Source organism: Telluria sp. ZB4P36 (assembly GCF_059685865.1).
The window spans coordinates 31253-48093 of the sequence record NZ_JCASIE010000028.1 but is presented as its reverse complement, the minus strand read 5'-3'; the positions used below and the strand labels follow the sequence as shown (position 1 = coordinate 48093).

Genomic DNA, 16841 nt, shown 5'->3' with positions numbered 1-16841 from the left:
GCCTCGGCATGCCTCGCCTCACTTAACCTCAACTACTCGAACCGCCCGGTGCGGACCCGCATGCCGGGTGGTGTGGGAGGGGACCGGCCAGACAACTGGCCGCCCCTATCCCGATTCTAACGCTGCACGACCACCAGCAGCGCCTTCGCTTCGGTCTTCCCCGCATTCCGAATCACATGGTCATGGTCCGCCGGATAGCGCGCCGTGCCGCCATGCTTGATCTTCTTCTTTTCCGCCCCCACTTCCAGCTCGATCGTCCCGCTGATCACGGTCAGGTGTTCCTTGGTCCCCGGATCGTGGGCCTGCGAGGCCATCTCGCCGCCCGGCGCCAGGGTCAGCTCGTACCACTCGTACTTGCCCGCCAGGTCCATCGGGCCCAGGATGCGCAGCGAATAGCCGGCGTGGGCGCCGGGCAGGGTAGGCGTCTCGTGGGCATCCACCACCCGGATCAGGTCCACCGCCCGCACCTCGGACGACAGCAGCTCGCCGATCTCCACGCCCAGGGCGTTGGCCAGGCGCCAGGTGATGGCGATGGTGGGATTGGCCTTTTCGCGCTCGATCTGGGACAGCATCGACTTGGACACTCCGGCGATACGTGACAAATCTTCAAGGGTCAGGCCGCGCGCCAGGCGCAGGCGCTGTAGCGTGGCGCCAACTTCCGGCGGGGCGTTATTTGTTACAGTCATCGTCATTGCCTTTGGCTTGCCAAGTTCATTAGCTGGGGGTAATATTCAATATATTGAATTTTCGTTCGACATACAGAACTCGGTTCCATGAACCGAACGGGTCCAACGATACGACATTCGCCAACCACCGGTCAAGCCGGACCAAACCAGGAGTGGGAACACCATGAGCGACCAAGCATTCTATAGTGGCCTCCAATCGAAACTCGAGACGCTGCGTAGCGACGGCCTGTTCAAGCCCGAGCGCGTGATCGCCTCGCGCCAGGGCGCGATCGTTACCGCGCAGGACGGCCGCACGCTCATCAATATGTGCGCCAACAACTACCTGGGCCTGTCCGGCGACGAACAGACCTCGCAGGCCGCCGCCGCAGCGCTGGAAAAATACGGCTACGGCCTGTCCTCGGTGCGTTTCATCTGCGGCACCCAGACCGTGCACAAGGAACTCGAGAAGAAGCTGTCCGAATTCCTCGGCACCGAAGACACCATCCTGTACGCGGCCGCCTTCGACGCCAACGGCGGCGTGTTCGAGCCGCTGTTCGACGAAAACGACGCCATCATCTCGGATGCCCTGAACCACGCTTCCATCATCGACGGCGTCCGCCTCTGCAAGGCCGCGCGCTACCGCTACGCCAACAACGACATGGCCGACCTGGAAAAGCAGCTGGTCGCCGCCACCGAAGCGGGCAAGCGCCACAAGATCATCGTCACCGACGGCGTGTTCTCGATGGACGGCACCATCGCCCAGCTGGACAAGATCGTCGCGCTGGCCGAGAAATATGGCGCCCTGACCATGATCGACGAATCGCACGCCTCCGGCTTCATGGGCAAGACCGGGCGCGGCACCCACGAGCACTGCGGCGTGATCGGCAAGATCGACATCATCACCGGCACCCTGGGCAAGGCCCTGGGCGGCGCCATGGGCGGCTTCACCTCGGGCCGCAAGGAACTCATCGAGACCCTGCGCCAGAAATCGCGTCCCTACCTGTTCTCGAACACCCTGGCGCCGATGATCGCCGGCGCCTCGCTGTCGGTGCTGGACCGCATCTCGAACTCGACCGAACTGCGCGACCGCCTGCACGAGAACACCGCATACTTCCGCAAGGAGATCGAGCGCATCGGTTTCACCATCAAGCCGGGCACGCACCCGGTGGTGCCGGTGATGCTGTTCGAGGCCCCGATCGCACAGAAATTCGCGGCCCGCATGTTCGAACTGGGCGTGCTGCTGTCGGGCTTCTTCTACCCGGTGGTGCCGATGGGCCAGGCACGCGTGCGCGTGCAGATCTCAAGCGCGCACACCCGCGAGCAGCTCGACACCGTGCTCGCCGCCTTCGAGCAGGCCGGCCGCGAGCTGGGCATCCTCAAGAACAATCAAGACTGATCGGAATAGATACATGGAACGCATCCTCATCATCGGCGCCAACGGCCAGATCGGCAGCGAACTGGTCACCGCCCTGGCGGAGCAGCACGGCGCGGCAAACGTGATCGCCTCGGACATCGGCAGCAACAACGTCTACGGCGCGGCGCGCTATACCCAGCTCGACGTGCTGGACAAGGACCGCCTGTCCCAGCTGATCGACGTAGAGGGCATCACCCAGGTCTACCAATTGGCAGCGCTGCTGTCGGCCACCGGCGAAAAAGCGCCGCTGAAGGCCTGGACCCTGAACATGGACGGCCTGCTGAACATCCTGGAAGTGGCACGCGAGCGCGGTGAGGCGGGCAAGCCGCTGAAGGTCTTCTGGCCGTCGTCGATCGCCGCCTTCGGCCCGAACACCCCGGCCGAGTCGACCCCGCAGTACGCGGTGATGGATCCGACCTCGATCTACGGCATCAGCAAGCTGGCCGGCGAGCGCCTGTGCGAGTACTACCACAGCAAGTACGGCGTGGACGTGCGCAGCATCCGCTACCCGGGCATCATCAGCTTCAAGTCGCCTCCGGGCGGCGGCACCACCGACTACGCGATTGCCATCTTCTACGCCGCCCTCAAGGGCGAGACCTATGAATGCTTCCTCGGTGCGGAAACCACGCTGCCGATGATCTACATGCCGGACGCGATCCGCGCCACCATCGAACTGATGGACGCACCGGGCGAGAAAATCGCGATCCGTTCCTCGTACAACGTGGCCGGCGTGTCCTTCAATCCGCGCGAACTGGCCGCCGTGATCAAGAAGTCCCTGCCCGAGTTCGAGATCGCCTACAAGCCGGACAGCCGCCAGCAGATCGCCGATTCCTGGCCGAAGAGCCTGGACGACAGCCGCGCGAGCGCCGACTGGGGCTGGAAGGCCCGTATCGGCGTCGATGAGATGGTAGCAAGCATGCTGAAGAACATCGACGTCGGCGTCACTGCCTGAACGTCACCGCAATCCCATAAGAATAAAAAACTGAAGAGCGAGACAATAGATGGACATGAGTGTTTTTGATCTGTTCAAGATCGGTATCGGGCCATCGAGCTCCCACACGGTGGGCCCGATGATGGCGGCGCGCCGCTTCCTGTTGGAATGCGGCTCGCTGGAAAACGCGGTCGGCGTCGAGGCCCACCTGTACGGGTCCTTGGCCCTGACCGGCGTCGGCCACGCGACCGACAAGGCCGTGATCCTGGGCCTGATGGGCGAGACGCCGCAGGGCGTCGACCCGGACAGCGTCGAGGACAAGCTGGCCGAGGCCGAGATGGACGGCGTCCTGCGGCTGCTGGGCACGAAGGAAGTGCCTTTCCAGTACCGCAGCGGCCTGGTCTGGCACAAGCAGTCGACCTTGCCCGAACACCCGAACGGCATGCGCTTCATCCTGCAGCTGGCCGACGGCAGCATCATCGAGCGCATCTATTACTCGGTCGGCGGCGGCTTCATCACGGCGGCCGGCGAAGGCCAGAACCGCGCGCCCGATGCGAATGCGGTCAGCGTACCGTTCCCGTTCAGCACCATGGGCGAGCTGCTGGCGCAGGGCAGGGAACATGGCCTGTCGATCCCGCACATGCTGCGCGCGAACGAACTGGCGCGCATGAGCGAGGCCGAGCTGGACGCGGGCCTGGACCGCATCTGGGAAGTGATGCGCGACTGCATCGCCCATGGCCTGGTCACCGAAGGCGAGCTGCCGGGTGGCCTGAACGTCAAGCGGCGCGCGGCCAAGCTGTGGAAGCAGGCCCACTGCGTCGAGGGCAAGCGCGTCAACGAGCTGCCGCATGATGCGACGCACCAGGTGACCCTGTACGCGATGGCCGTGAACGAAGAGAACGCGGCCGGCGGCCGTGTGGTGACGGCGCCGACCAATGGCGCGGCCGGCATCATCCCGGCGGTGCTGCGCTACTACGCCGAGGACTGCCGTCCGAGCGATCCGGCCAATGGCATCCGCGACTTCCTGCTGAGTTCCGCCGCGATCGGCATGCTGTGCAAGAAGAACGCCTCGATCTCGGGCGCCGAAGTCGGCTGCCAGGGCGAGGTCGGCGTCGCCTGCGCGATGGCGGCGGCCGGCCTGGTGGCGGCGCTCGGCGGTTCCAACGAGCGCATCGAGAACGCGGCCGAAATCGGCATCGAACACCACCTCGGCATGACCTGCGACCCGATCGGGGGCCTGGTGCAGATTCCCTGCATCGAGCGCAACGGGATGGGGGCGATCAAGGCGATCACGGCGGCCTCGCTGGCCTTGAAGGGGGATGGGACGCACTTCGTCAGCCTGGACAACGTGATCGAGACCATGCGCCAGACGGGGGCCGACATGCAGGTGAAGTACAAGGAGACTTCGCTGGGTGGTCTTGCCGTGCATGTGGTGACGGTGAATCACGCTGCCTGCTGAGTTGACTTGGGTCCCGGCCTGCGCCGGGACGACGTGCATGCGTCAGCTTTTTTTGCAGCACAGCATACGATCCGTTCGGGCGCTATAATAAAAGTTCAACTTTGGCCCCTACCGGATCTCCTACCGTATGCATTACGTCTCCACCCGCGCGACCAGCGCGTCCGCAGCACGCAATCCCCAACGTTTTTCCGACATCCTGCTGGCGGGCCTGGCCCCGGACGGCGGCTTGTACCTTCCTGAAGAGTATCCGCAGGTCTCCAGGGAAGAACTTGACGCCTGGCGCAAGCTCTCCTACGCCGAACTGGCCTACGAAATCCTGCGCAAGTTCGCGACCGATATCCCCGACGCCGACCTGCGCGCCCTGACCGCGAAAACCTACACGCCCGAGGTCTACCGCAACGCCCGCACGGACGAGTCCAGCGCCGACATCACCCCGCTGCGCGTCCTCGAGGACGGCGCACAGGGCAAGCTGGTCCTGCAGGCCCTGTCGAACGGCCCGACCCTGGCCTTCAAGGACATGGCCATGCAACTGCTCGGCAACCTGTTCGAGTATGCGCTGGCCAAGAACAGCGACGAACTGAACATCTTCGGCGCCACGTCGGGCGACACCGGCAGCGCGGCCGAGTACGCGATGCGCGGCAAGCGCGGCGTGCGCGTGTTCATGCTGTCGCCGCACAAGAAGATGAGCGCCTTCCAGACCGCCCAGATGTTCAGCCTGCAGGACCCGAACATCTTCAACATCGCGGTCGACGGCGTGTTCGACGACTGCCAGGACATGGTCAAGGCCGTGTCGAATGACCTGTCCTTCAAGGCGCGCCACAAGATCGGCACCGTCAACTCGATCAACTGGGCGCGCGTGGTGGCCCAGGTCGTGTACTACTTCCGCGGCTACCTGGCGGCCACCACCAGCAATGACGAGAAGGTCTCGTTCACCGTCCCGTCGGGTAACTTCGGCAACATCTGCGCCGGCCACATCGCGCGCATGATGGGCCTGCCGATCGACAAGCTGGTGGCCGCCACCAACGAGAACGACGTGCTGGACGAATTCTTCCGTACCGGCGTGTACCGGGTGCGCAAGCCGCTTGAAACCTACCACACCAGCAGTCCGTCGATGGACATCTCCAAGGCGTCCAACTTCGAGCGCTTCGTGTACGAACTGGTGGGCCGCGATGCCGAGCGCACCCATGCGCTGTTCCGCAAGGTCGACACCCATGGCGGCTTCGACCTGTCGGGCGCGCCGGGCAGCGATGGCGACGAGTGGAAGCTGGTCGGCCAGTATGGCTTCGCCTCGGGCAAGTCGACCCATGAGGACCGCCTGGCGACCATCCGCGATGTGCTGGACGACTACGGCATCACCATCGACACCCATACCGCCGACGGCATCAAGGTCGCGCGCGAACACCTGCAGCCGGGCGTCCCCATGATCGTGCTTGAAACCGCGTTGGCCGCCAAGTTCAACGAAACCATCCTGGAAGCGATCGGCATGGATGCCGAGCGTCCGGCCGGCTTCGAGGACATCGAGGCGCTGCCGCAGCGCTTCGTCGTCATGGGCACCGATGTCGATGCCATGAAGGCCTACATCGCCCAGCACACGGGGCTGTGAGATGAAGCCGCCGATGCTGTCCGTGCGCGAGGCCCTGGGCCGGCTGCTCGATGCGGCGCGGCCGCTCGAGGGCATCGAGGTGGTGCCGACCCTGGAGGCCAACGGCCGCGTGCTGGCCGAAGACCAGCATGCGACCATCGACGTGCCGTCCGCCGACAATACCCAGATGGACGGCTACGCGGTGCGCGCGGCCGACTGCGAGAGCGGCAGCGCGACCCTGCGCGTGGCCCAGCGCATCCCGGCCGGCAGCGTCGGCGAGCCGCTCGAGCCGGGCACCGCCGCCCGCATCTTCACCGGCGCCCTGATTCCGCCCGGCGCCGATGCGGTCGTGATGCAGGAGCAGTGCGAGGCGGTGGGCGACAGCGTCACCGTGCGCCACGCCCCGCGCGCCGGCGAATGGATTCGCCGCACCGGCGAGGACGTCGCGGCGGGCGCGGTCATCCTGCCGGCCGGCACGCACCTGCGCAGCCAGGAACTCGGGCTGGCCGCTTCCGTGGGCCTGGCCGAGCTGCCGGTACTGCGCCGCGCGCGGGTCGCGGTGTTCTTCACCGGCGACGAACTGGCCATGCCGGGCGAGCCCCTGAAGCCGGGCGCCATCTATAATTCGAACCGCTTCACCCTGCGCGGCCTGCTGGAGAACTTCGGCTGCGACTTCACCGACTACGGCATCGTGCCGGATTCGCTGGAGGCGACCCGCGCCACCCTGCGCGAAGCGGCGCGGGAGCACGACCTGATCATCACCTCGGGCGGCGTCTCGGTGGGCGAAGAGGACCACATCAAGCCGGCGGTGGAAGCCGAAGGGCGCCTGGACATGTGGCAGATCGCCGTCAAGCCGGGCAAGCCGCTGGCCTTCGGCGAGATCCGGCGCAACGAAGGCGCGTCGTACTTCATCGGCCTGCCGGGCAACCCGGTGTCGAGCTTCATCACCTTCCTGCTGTTCGTGCGGCCCTTCCTGCTGCGCCTGCAGGGCGTGAGCGGTCCGGTGGAGCCGCGCGGCTACAGCATGCGCGCCGACTTCGCGCTGCCGAAGGCCGACCGCCGCAACGAATTCCTGCGCGTGCGCGTGAACGCCGCCGGTGGACTCGACCTGTTCCCAAACCAGGGCTCGGGCGTGCTGACCTCGACCGTCTGGGGCGAGGGCCTGGTGGACAATCCGCCGGGCCAGTCCATCGCCGGGGGCGACCTGGTACGCTTCATTCCCTTCGCCGAACTGCAGCACTAGGAACGACATGAAAATCAGTTTGCGGTATTTTGCATCGGTGCGCGAACAGCTCGGCACCGGACAGGAAAGCCTGGAGCTGCCGGCAGGCGCCCTGACGGTGGGTGCGGTGCGCGAGGCGCTGGTGGCGCGCGGCGGCGCCTGGGCCGAAGCCCTGGGGCAGGGCCGCGCGGTGCGCATGGCCTGCAACCAGGTGATGTGCGGCCCCGAGACCGAAGTGGTTGACGGGGCCGAGGTGGCTTTCTTTCCGCCCGTGACGGGCGGCTAGGTCAGATCATCGCGATCGACTGCTCGGCCAGTTCCAGCAGCTTGGCGCAGTTGCCGTTCTTCTCGCCATACTCGCGCCAGGCATTGGTGCGCGCCACCGCCTGCCACTTGCGCAGGGCTTCGGCATTCAGGTCGACGATCTGGGCGCCGCTCTTGGCGTAAACCGCGGCCACCGCCGCGTCGTCCGTCCGCGCGGCCTTGAGCGCGAAGCCTTCCAGCTCGGCGCCCACGGCCATCACGGCGGCCTGCTGCTCCTTGCTGAGGCGGTCGAACACGGTGCGCGACATCATCAGCGGCTCGAACATGAACCAGTAGGCGCCGCCGCGCGCCGTGGTGACGGAGCGCGCCGATTCCTGCAGGCGGAAGGAGATCAGCGAGGTCGACGAGGTCAGCGCCGCGTCGAGGGTCCCGGCGCGCATCGCGGCCCCGATCTCGTTGGACGGCAGGTTGACCACGGTGGCGCCGGCATCCGCCAGCAGGCGGTCCATCTCGTGCGAGCCGCCGCGCACCTTCAGTCCGGCCACGTCTTCGGGATGCAGGATCGGCTTGCCGCGCGAGGCGACCCCGCCGGCCTGCCAGATCCAGCTGACCACCACCAGGCCTTGCTCGTTCAGGATGCGGGTCAGCTCGCGCCCGACCGGCGCATTCTTCCACGCATAGCCCTGCTCGTACGAGGTGACCAGGCCGGGCATCAGGCCGATGTTCGCTTCCGGGGCCTCGGCGCCCGCATACGACAGCGGCACCAGGGCCATGTCCAGGCTGCCGTTGCGCAGAGCGCCAAACTGGGCGTTGGGCGCCATCAGGCTGGCGCCGGGATAGATCGAGAACTTCAGGCCGCCGCGAGTGCGCCGTTCGACATTGGCCGCGAACATGCGGCACAAGCGGTCACGGAAATCGCCTTCTGCAAGGCTGCCGCGCGGGAACTGGTGGGAGATCTTCAGATTGTTTGGCTGCGCCCATGCGGACTGCATCCAGAGTGGACTGGACGCGATTGCGCCCAGCACTGTCCTACGGGACATTGCTGCCCTGTTCATTACCGACATACACATCCTCCAAGATGTTGAAACGGACTGCCTTGGCGAGTCGTGGCGGCCTCGTCGAGCGGGCGCCATCGTTCGTTATAGCGGATACAAGAATATTCCTGTTACATGTATTGTCAAGAAGAATCTTATAGATATATCAAACGCATGCATATATCAGCGCTTGGTGTCGGGATGGCGGCACGTGGCGCACTCGGCGCCGCGCTCGGCCCGGTAGTAGCGCGAGCCGATGAAGATGGCGGCTGCCAGCACCGACCAGGCCAGCGACTCGCGCCAGCCGGTCTCGAAGGCTTCGCCGCGCAGGAACACGTCGATGCCGGCCAGCAGGGCGAACATCGAGCCGGCGGCCAGCAGGTACTGGCCGCTCCAATAAGTCAGTTTGTGCATCGGGTGCTCCTTCGGGTTTACAGGCGGTTGAGGAAACGGCGGACCGCGTCGGCCACCGCATCCGGCTGGTCGAACATGGCGAAGTGGCGCGCCTTGGGCACCGGTTCCACGATCAGCTGGGGCGTGCCGGCGAGCAGGCTGCGGTAGTGTTCGAGCTTCATCATCGCCGTCACCTGGTCCTGGCTCGCATCCGGTTCGAAGTAGGGTACCAGTACCAGCACCGGTGCGGCAATCTTCGGCAGGCCGGGGCGCAAGTCGGTGCCCAGCAGCTCTTCCATGTAGGCGCCGACGGCGGCGCGGTCGCTGCGCAGGGCCAGCGCGGCGAGGTCCTCGGCCTTGCCCATGTCGACCAGGCCCTGGCTGCGCATGTACTGCTTCTGCTGCTCGGCGTAGGCATCCACGGGGGCGGCTTCCAGCCGGCGCCGCACGCTGGCCGCCATGAGCGGGCGCTGCTCCGGCGCCAGCGCCTCGGTGCCGGGGAAGACCGGCAGGCCGTCGAGCGAGATCACGCCGCCCACCTGCGCCGGGATGTCCTGGGCCACCGCGAAGGAGAGGGCGCCGCCGAGGCTGTGGCCGATCAGCACCGGCTTGTCGAGCCGGCGCGACGTGACTAGTTCCTGGAGGGCGGCGCGGGCCGCTGCAAGGGGCGGCCCGCTTGGCGCGGGACGCCCGTCGAAGCCGGGCAGGGTCACGACGTAGACGGCGCGCTCGCCGCTGAAGCGCCGCACCAGGTCTTGCCAGGCCCAGGGTCCGCTGGCCAGGCCGGGGATCAGGACCAGCGGGCGCCCGCCCTGGCCGTGGCGCTCGACCAGCATGCCCTGGATCTCGAAGCGCTCGGCCGGCGCCATGCGCATCGCGAAGCGGTTGGCGGCGGGCGCCGTTACGGCGGCGGGGGCGGCATGCGCCGGCAGGGTGGCGGCAAGCGCCAGGGTGAACAGGATTGCGGCTTTCATGGTGTCTCCGGGTCTGGGATGAAGATGGATTCGATCGGTTGGCCGAATAGGCGGGCGATCGCGAAGGCGAGGGGCAGGCTGGGGTCGTAGCGGCCGGTCTCGATCGCGTTCACGCTCTGGCGCGAGACGTCGAGCATGTCGGCCAGCTCGGCCTGGCTCAAGCCGCGCTCGGCCCGCAAGGATCTGATGTGGTTGTTCATCGGTCGAGCAGCTTGCGCAGCAGCTGCACCAGCACGACGGCGCCGCACAGCACGCACCAGACGGTGAACATGGACAGCTTCGGGTAGCCGGCGGTCTCGAGGAAGCCGTAGCTGAAGGTCAGGCCGGCGGTGATGGCGGCGGCTAGCGCCACGTTTTCCAGCAGGCGCATGCGCAGGTATTCGTCGATGCGTCCGAGGTGGCGCGCGATCACCCACAAGGCCGCGCCGAAGCCGATCATCGGCGACAACAGCACCAGGGTGCGCGCCAGGCCGTCTTCCATCGGCCGGCCCCAGCGGATGGCCGCCATCAGCAGCACCGTGTACAGCGCCAGCGATGCGAACAGTTCGCGCAGATAGGCTTTTCCGACCCGCTTTTCGTGCATGACATCCTCCATGAAGTAAAGTATGCTTGACATCGTAGTCAAGGAAACTAGACATGTCAAGCTTGCTTTACATTTTTATGCGCGCCGCAAACTCGACTACAATGCCGCTCCTTTGCCTTCCCTGAATGCCGATGAGCCAGCAGCCCAGCCAACCCCCACGTGTCGCCGTCATCGGCGGCGGCCCCGCCGGCCTGATGGCGGCCGAAGTCCTGGCTGCCGGCGGCGTGCAGGTCGACGTCTACGATGCCATGCCCTCGGTCGGCCGCAAATTCCTGCTGGCCGGTAAGGGCGGCATGAACATCACCCATTCGGAAGCGCTGCCGGCCTTCCGCGCGCGCTATGGCGCCCGCGAACATGAAGTAGCACGCTGGCTGCAGGCCTTCGACCCGCAGGCGGTGCGCGACTGGATCCATGGGCTCGGCATCGGCACCTTCGTCGGCAGTTCCGGCCGCGTCTTCCCGCTTGAGATGAAGGCGGCGCCCCTGCTGCGCGCCTGGCTGCACCGCCTGCGCGAGGCCGGCGTGCGCTTCCACATGCGGCATCGCTGGCTCGGCTGGCAGGACGGGCGCCTGCGCATGATTACGCCCGACGGCGAGCTGCTGGTCGAGGCCGGGGCCACCGTACTGGCCCTGGGCGGCGCGAGCTGGGCCCGGCTCGGTTCCGACGGCGCCTGGGTGCCGCTGCTGGCCGCACAAGGCGTGGAGGTCGCGCAGCTGGCACCGTCCAACTGCGGTTTCGACGTCGGCTGGAGTGCGCATTTCAGCGGGAAGCATGCGGGTGCGCCGCTCACCACGGTGGCCATCGGCTGGCGCGGCCGCGACGGGACGCTGGAAAAACGCCGGGGCCAGTTCGTGGTCACGCAGACCGGGATCGAGGGCAGCCTGGTGTATGCGCTGTCGGCGCCGCTGCGCGACCAGATCGCGCAGCAGGGCGGCACCACGGTCTGGCTCGACCTGCTGCCCGACCTCGACGCCGCGCGGGTGGCGGCGGAAGTGGCGCGTCCACGGGGCTCGCGTTCGATGTCCAGCCACCTGCAGGGCCGCCTCGGCATCAAGGGCGTCAAGGCGGGACTCCTGCACGAATGCCTGTCGAAGGAAGATTTCGCCGCCCCGGAGAAACTGGCGGCTGCGCTGAAGGCGCTGCCATTGGTCTTGCAGCGCCCGCGCCCGATCGACGAGGCGATCAGCAGCGCCGGCGGGGTGCGCTTCGAGGCGCTCGAGGAGGGCAGCGCGATGCTGCGTGCGCTGCCGGGGGTGTTCGTGGCGGGGGAAATGGTGGATTGGGAAGCCCCGACCGGCGGCTACCTGCTCACGGCCTGCTTCGGCAGCGGCCGCGCCGCGGGGCGCGACGCATTGGCCTGGCTCAATCGGTAAAGCTCACCGCGCCGCTGCCCGAGCGGCTGACGCTGCGCTCGGCCGGATTGCCGATCACCTCGATGTCGCCGCTGCCCGAGATCGAGGCGGCGACGGTCTGGGAGGCCCGCACGGTACTCTGGCCGGAACCGGTCTGGCTGACCTGCACCTTCTCGGCGCGCAGGTGGCGCGCATCGAGTTCGCCCGAACCGCTGGCGTTGGCGTTCAGTTCGCGGGTGCTGCCGACGATGGTCAGGTGTCCCGAGCCGGTGAGCACCGCATCGAAGCGCTCGATGCCGGAGCCGGCATTCAGGTCGAGTTCGCCGCTGCCGCTCATACCCGCATCCACCTCGCGAAAGCGGCCGTTGAAGTGCAGGCTGCCCGAGCCTTCCATGCGCACCTTGATGCGTTCGCCCGAAAAACCGTTGACCGTGCTGTCGCCGCTGCCGTCCACCGTGACGCCCACCAGGCTTGGCAGCACCAGTTCGACTTCGAGCGGGCGGCGGTGGCCCAGCACCATGCCGCGGATGCCGATGTGCAGGACCTCGCCCTCCTTGCTGACGTCGACGTTGTCCAGCAGGCGCGCCTCGCCGCGCACCTTGAGCGACGGGGCCGAGCCGTAGCGCAGGGTCAGGTCGATCGGCCCGTCCAGGTCGATCGCGTTGACGCCCGCCGGCAGCGCGCGGTTCTCGCTCGCCACCTGGCGGCCTTCGCTGGCCGCGGCCACGCCGTTGGCGCGCAGCGCCGCGTAGCTCAGGCCGATCAAGACGAAGGCCAGCAACAGCAGGCTGAATCCGACTTTCAGCAATCCGCGCATGATTCAAGCCCCCTTCAGCAGCGACAGGTTCATCTTGATGTAGCGTTTCAGGCCGATGAAGGTGTAGCGGGTGATCACCAGCGAGAGCAGGAACAGCAGGATCCCGCCCAGCACCATGCCGAGGCCGACGACGGTCTGGGTGGTGCGCGATTCGCCGTCCATGTCGGTATTGATCTGGATGCCGGCGTCGGCCACCTTTTCGGCGCGGCGGATCACCGCCGTGGCCCTGGCCTCGTCGGCCGGATTGTCGTCCGCCACCTCGGGATCGGCCGGCTCGTCCTCAATCACGTGGATGCCCTGCTTGCCGATCGAGACGCGGGTGCGCACGTTTTCCGTGGTCTCGCGGCGCTCGCCCGATTCCATGACCTCGATCCGGTGCAGGGGATTGTTCAGGACCAGTTCATTGGCGCCGGCCAGGCCGCTCGCGGTGATGGCGATGCCCGAGACGTAGACGCCGAGGGCGGTGCAGTACGCGGCAACCAGCAGCGAGGCATACACGGCCGCCGGAATCGCCATGAACAGGTTGAAGACCAGCAGGCCGGCGCCCGCGACGACCACGCGCACGGCATTCGCGGGCGTCTTCTTTTCCTTGAATGCTTCCATGTGGGCGCTGGCGCGCAGCGTCACCGCGACCTTGCGCGGATCGCCCAGCTCTTCGGCGATGCTCGCCTCGGAGCGGCCGGCGGCCACGCCGTCGACGAAACGCTGCTCGTACCAGGCCAGGGTCTTGGCCTGGGTCTCAGGCGGCAGGCCGCTCATGGCCCGCTTGAGCGCGTCGAGATATTCCAGTTTACCCATGTGCTGTACTTCTTCGGTAATCAATGGTGACCCACGACCGGGATCGAACCGATCGCGAAGGCCGTGGCCGGCGCGGAGCCGCCGATGAGTTCAGGCTGGACCAGCACGGCGGTGCTGGACACCACAACGGCCAGCAGGGCCAGGGTACGCAAACCGAGTTGGAGCTTGTTCATGTTGTTCAATCCATAAGACATGTTTCGATGTTGCTAGCTTACGGAAGGGGGCGCAGCCATGCCATCGGCATGCGACAGTCTGCGTTTTTCGCGGGGCAGGGTGCCGTAGGCGCGGATAAGCGCCGCGGCCTCGATGCCGCTGCGCACCGCGGTTTCCAGGGTCGCCGGGTAGTCGCTGGCGGTGTAGTCGCCCGCCAGCACCAGGCCCGGCAGCGAGGTATCGTTGCCGGGGCGGACCAGGCCCGGGGTGCAGGAAAAGGTGGCGCGCTTCTCGGTGATCACCCGCGTCCACTGCGGCGCGGCCAGTTCCGGGCGGCCCAGGTCGCGGGCCAGTTGGGCGGCAATGCTGCCGGCCAGCGCCTCCTGGTCGAGCTGGGCGGCCGCGCCGGCGGCGCTGACGACGACTGCCAGCAGGCCCGGCTGGGCGGCATCGAGCTGGCCGCGGTCGAAGGCGAACTGGCCCCAGCGCCCCTGTGCCGGGTCGTCGAGCAGGGCGTAGAAGGGCAGCTCGAGGCGGACCGAGGGGGCGTACTGCAGGTAGCAGGTCGCGATCGGCTCGTAGTCGAGGGCGGAAAGTTGCTGCGCCAATTCAGGCGCGTGTGGCGCGAGCAGGGCGGCCGACTGGGCGGCCGGCGTGGCCAGTACGACGGCATCGAAGCTCGCCTCCCGGCCTGAGAGTGCGACCTGCCAGCCGTCGCCGGATGGCGTCGCGGCCGTGAGCCTGGTCCCGGTGAGCAGCTTGCCGCCGTGGGTTTCGACGAAACGCGCCGCCGCCTCGGGAAACAGGGCTCCCATGTCCATGCGCGGCAGCAGCATGTCCGAGGCGGCGCGCCGTTTCGCACCCAGGCTGTCGCGCAGCACGGCCAGGAAGACCTTGGCCGAGGCGCGTTCGGGCGGCGTGTTCAGCGCCGCGATGCACAGCGGGTGCCACAACAGGCGGTTCAGGCGCGGGGTCTGGTCGTAGCGGTCCAGCAGCTCCCCGACCGTGCAATCCTTGTAGAGCACCCAGCCCATCATGCGGCCCGTGGAGTTGAAGCGGGCCAGGGCCAGCTTGTCGGCGCGTGTCAGGCCCCTGGCGCGCAGCAGCGCGGCGATCAGGTGGAAGGGCGCCGGCCAGCGCGGGGCGACGAAGTCCATGCCGCCGCTGCGTTCCGGGTAGCGCATCTGCACCGGCAGGCGCAACAAGGCTGTATCAGGGGCGATGCCGACCTGGCGTAACAGGCGCAGGGTCGCGTCGTAGGCGCCCAGCAGGATGTGCTGGCCGTTGTCGAGCAGTTTTCCCTCCACCTCGACGGCGCGGGCGCGGCCGCCGAGCGTGCGGGAAGCCTCGACCAGCGTCACGTCGGCACCATGAGAGGCCAGTTCCACCGCGGCCGCGCAGCCGGCCCAGCCGCCGCCGGCGACCAGGACCCGCAGCCGGGCCTCAGGTGCGGACATAGGTCTTCCAGGCCAGCCACAGCTTGCGCAGCGGCGTCAGCGAGACGCGCTGGTTCAGCACCTGGAAGTTGTCGCGCGCGATTTCATCGAGCAGGGTGCGGTAGATCGCCGCCATCATCAGGCCCGGGCGCTGGGCGCGCCGGTCTTCTTTCGGCAGCAGCGCCAGGGCCTCGTCGTAGGTGCGCTGGGCGCGCTCGTTCTGGTACCGCATCAGGGCCTCGAACTTCTCGTTGTGGCGGAAGTTGAGGATGTCGGCGGCAGTGACGTTGAACTGCTGGAGCTCGTTCACCGGGATGTAGATGCGGCCCTTGCGCGCATCGTCGCCGACGTCGCGGATGATGTTGGTCAGCTGGAAGGCCAGGCCGAGCTTCTCGGCGTAGGCCAGGGTCTCCGGCCGGGTGTAGCCGAAGATGCTGGCCGACAGGATGCCGACCACGCCGGCCACCCGCCAGCAGTATTTCTGCAGGCCGGGATAGTCGAGGTAGCGGCTCTGGTCCAGGTCCATCTCCATGCCGTCGATGATCGCCTGCAGGTGCTGCTCTTCCAGCTGGTAGGTGGCGATGTGCGGCTGCAGGGCCTGGGTCACCGGGTGGGTCGGCGTGCCCTGGTACATGGTCGAAACCTCGGTGCGCCACCAGGCCAGCTTGATGCGCGCGACCGAGGCATCAAGCGTCTCGTCGACGGTATCGTCCACCTCGCGGCAGAAGGCGTAGAGCGCCGTGATCGCACGGCGGCGCTCCGGCGGCAGGAACAGGAAGCTGTAATAGAAGCTGGAGCCGCTTTGGACCGTCTTTTGCTGGCAGTAATCGTCGGGGGACATGTATTGTTGTTTGTTGCTGAATACTTAATGGGCGATGCGGAATGATGCGAATCCGCTATTTTACATGCGCAGCGCGCGCCAGCCGACCACGAGCCAGTCGGGCGCCGCCAGGGCGGGGCGACGCCGGAACACGTCGTAGTCGGCCCGTTCGATCGCTTCCAGGATGCGCAGGCCGCCCTGCACCATGAGGCGCAGTTCCCAGCCGATGCGGCCCGGCAGGCGCTCGACCAGCGGGGCGCCGCTGAGCATCAGGGCACGGGCGCGCTCGACCTCGAAGCGCATCAGGGAGCGCCAGGCCGGGCTCGAGGGGGCGGACGCCAGTTCCGCTTCGCTCACGCCATGCCGATCCAGGTCTTCCAGCGGCAGGTAGATGCGGCCCTTGGGCAGGTCGATCGCCACGTCCTGCCAGAAGTTGATGAGCTGGAGCGCGCTGCAGATGGCATCCGAATCGCGCAGGTTGCGCTCGTCGACCGCATCGTAGAGTTCCAGCATCAGGCGCCCGACCGGGTTGGCCGAGCGCCGGCAATAGTCGAGCAGGGCCGTGTAGTCGGGGTAGCGGGTGGTGACCACGTCCTGGCGGAAGGCCGACAGCAGGTCGTGCATGGGCGCGACCGGCAGGCGGAAGTCGCGCACCACGCCGGCCAGGCGCGCGAACATGGGATCGGCCGGGGTCGCGCCATGCTCGATGGCCCGCAGCTCCCTGCCGTAGCGTTCCAGTTCGGCCAGCCGCTCGGCAGGCGCGGCGTCGCCTTCGTCGGCGATGTCGTCGGCGCTGCGCGCGAAAGCGTAGATCGCTTCCACGGCCGGCACCAGTCGGCGCGGCAGCAGGAAGGAGGCAACCGGGAAGTTCTCGTAATGCTCAACTGGCATATTTGACTGTTGACTCTAATGTCGGGTTCTTGTCTGTTTCCCTGATTATAATT

Annotated in this window: 19 protein-coding genes; 7 read left to right on the top strand and 12 right to left on the bottom strand. The window is 67.2% G+C overall.

Annotated features, from left to right (window positions below; translation table 11 throughout):
• Positions 1-116 precede the first annotated feature (116 nt).
• Positions 117-692 (bottom strand): helix-turn-helix domain-containing protein, encoded by a 576-nt coding sequence (locus tag AC56LK_RS23660; protein WP_497186901.1) that lies wholly within the window; start codon positions 690-692, stop codon positions 117-119.
• A gap of 157 nt (positions 693-849) precedes the next feature.
• Between AC56LK_RS23660 and AC56LK_RS23655 the strand changes: the two genes are divergently transcribed.
• From AC56LK_RS23655 to moaD, 6 genes are all read left to right on the top strand, one after another.
• Positions 850-2061, top strand: a complete 1212-nt coding sequence (locus AC56LK_RS23655; RefSeq protein ID WP_497186900.1) for a glycine C-acetyltransferase — start codon at positions 850-852, stop codon at positions 2059-2061.
• Positions 2062-2074: 13 nt separating this feature from the next.
• Positions 2075-3031, top strand: coding sequence for an NAD-dependent epimerase/dehydratase family protein (locus AC56LK_RS23650; protein ID WP_497186899.1), 957 nt, complete (start codon positions 2075-2077; stop codon positions 3029-3031).
• Between the two features lie 49 nt (positions 3032-3080).
• Entirely contained in the window at positions 3081-4469 is a 1389-nt protein-coding gene (locus tag AC56LK_RS23645; RefSeq protein WP_497186898.1) for an L-serine ammonia-lyase, read from the top strand.
• A 127-nt stretch (positions 4470-4596) separates the two neighbouring features.
• A complete protein-coding gene (gene thrC, locus AC56LK_RS23640; RefSeq protein ID WP_497186897.1) occupies positions 4597-6072 on the top strand; it encodes a threonine synthase in 1476 nt (491 codons plus the stop codon).
• 13 nt (positions 6073-6085) lie between these two features.
• Positions 6086-7294: a molybdopterin molybdotransferase MoeA gene (locus tag AC56LK_RS23635; protein WP_497186903.1), complete on the top strand. Its 1209-nt coding sequence runs from the start codon at positions 6086-6088 to the stop codon at positions 7292-7294.
• A gap of 7 nt (positions 7295-7301) precedes the next feature.
• Positions 7302-7559 (top strand): molybdopterin converting factor subunit 1, encoded by a 258-nt coding sequence (gene moaD, locus AC56LK_RS23630; protein ID WP_497186896.1) that lies wholly within the window; start codon positions 7302-7304, stop codon positions 7557-7559.
• A gap of 1 nt (position 7560) precedes the next feature.
• Here moaD and dctP read toward each other — a convergent pair whose 3' ends face one another.
• The 5 genes from dctP to AC56LK_RS23605 all read right to left on the bottom strand — a co-directional run bounded on the left by dctP (position 7561) and on the right by AC56LK_RS23605 (position 10521).
• Complete coding sequence (gene dctP / locus AC56LK_RS23625; protein ID WP_497186895.1) at positions 7561-8577, bottom strand: TRAP transporter substrate-binding protein DctP; 1017 nt, start codon at positions 8575-8577, stop codon at positions 7561-7563.
• 177 nt (positions 8578-8754) lie between these two features.
• Positions 8755-8985: a hypothetical protein gene (locus AC56LK_RS23620; protein WP_497186894.1), complete on the bottom strand. Its 231-nt coding sequence runs from the start codon at positions 8983-8985 to the stop codon at positions 8755-8757.
• A 17-nt stretch (positions 8986-9002) separates the two neighbouring features.
• Entirely contained in the window at positions 9003-9938 is a 936-nt protein-coding gene (locus AC56LK_RS23615) for an alpha/beta fold hydrolase (protein WP_497186893.1), read from the bottom strand.
• Positions 9935-10138: a helix-turn-helix transcriptional regulator gene (locus tag AC56LK_RS23610; protein ID WP_497186892.1), complete on the bottom strand. Its 204-nt coding sequence runs from the start codon at positions 10136-10138 to the stop codon at positions 9935-9937. The genes AC56LK_RS23615 and AC56LK_RS23610 overlap by 4 nt, the downstream gene beginning before the upstream one ends.
• Positions 10135-10521 (bottom strand): hypothetical protein, encoded by a 387-nt coding sequence (locus AC56LK_RS23605; RefSeq protein WP_497186891.1) that lies wholly within the window; start codon positions 10519-10521, stop codon positions 10135-10137. Before AC56LK_RS23605 ends, AC56LK_RS23610 begins: the two co-directional genes overlap by 4 nt.
• 125 nt (positions 10522-10646) lie before the next feature.
• Here AC56LK_RS23605 and AC56LK_RS23600 point away from each other — a divergent pair, with 125 nt between their 5' ends.
• Positions 10647-11894, top strand: coding sequence for a TIGR03862 family flavoprotein (locus AC56LK_RS23600; RefSeq protein ID WP_497186890.1), 1248 nt, complete (start codon positions 10647-10649; stop codon positions 11892-11894).
• On the opposite strand, the gene AC56LK_RS23595 is transcribed toward AC56LK_RS23600, so the two are convergent.
• From AC56LK_RS23595 to hpnC, 6 genes are read right to left on the bottom strand one after another with little or no spacing between them, the layout of a single operon-like run.
• Positions 11884-12690, bottom strand: a complete 807-nt coding sequence (locus AC56LK_RS23595) for a head GIN domain-containing protein (protein WP_497186889.1) — start codon at positions 12688-12690, stop codon at positions 11884-11886. The genes AC56LK_RS23600 and AC56LK_RS23595 overlap by 11 nt on opposite strands.
• Before the next feature lie 3 nt (positions 12691-12693).
• Positions 12694-13488: a DUF1700 domain-containing protein gene (locus AC56LK_RS23590; protein ID WP_497186888.1), complete on the bottom strand. Its 795-nt coding sequence runs from the start codon at positions 13486-13488 to the stop codon at positions 12694-12696.
• A 20-nt stretch (positions 13489-13508) separates the two neighbouring features.
• The gene (locus tag AC56LK_RS23585; protein ID WP_497186887.1) at positions 13509-13661 is read right to left on the bottom strand and encodes a hypothetical protein; all 153 of its coding nucleotides are present in this window, start codon (positions 13659-13661) and stop codon (positions 13509-13511) included.
• A 33-nt stretch (positions 13662-13694) separates the two neighbouring features.
• On the bottom strand, positions 13695-15098 hold the full coding sequence (hpnE, locus tag AC56LK_RS23580; RefSeq protein ID WP_497186886.1) for a hydroxysqualene dehydroxylase HpnE: 1404 nt from the start codon (positions 15096-15098) through the stop codon (positions 13695-13697).
• On the bottom strand, positions 15085-15918 hold the full coding sequence (gene hpnD / locus AC56LK_RS23575; RefSeq protein ID WP_497186885.1) for a presqualene diphosphate synthase HpnD: 834 nt from the start codon (positions 15916-15918) through the stop codon (positions 15085-15087). Before hpnD ends, hpnE begins: the two co-directional genes overlap by 14 nt.
• Positions 15919-15978: 60 nt before the next feature.
• A complete protein-coding gene (gene hpnC / locus AC56LK_RS23570; protein WP_497186884.1) occupies positions 15979-16788 on the bottom strand; it encodes a squalene synthase HpnC in 810 nt (269 codons plus the stop codon).
• Between the last annotated feature and the right edge of the window lie 53 nt (positions 16789-16841).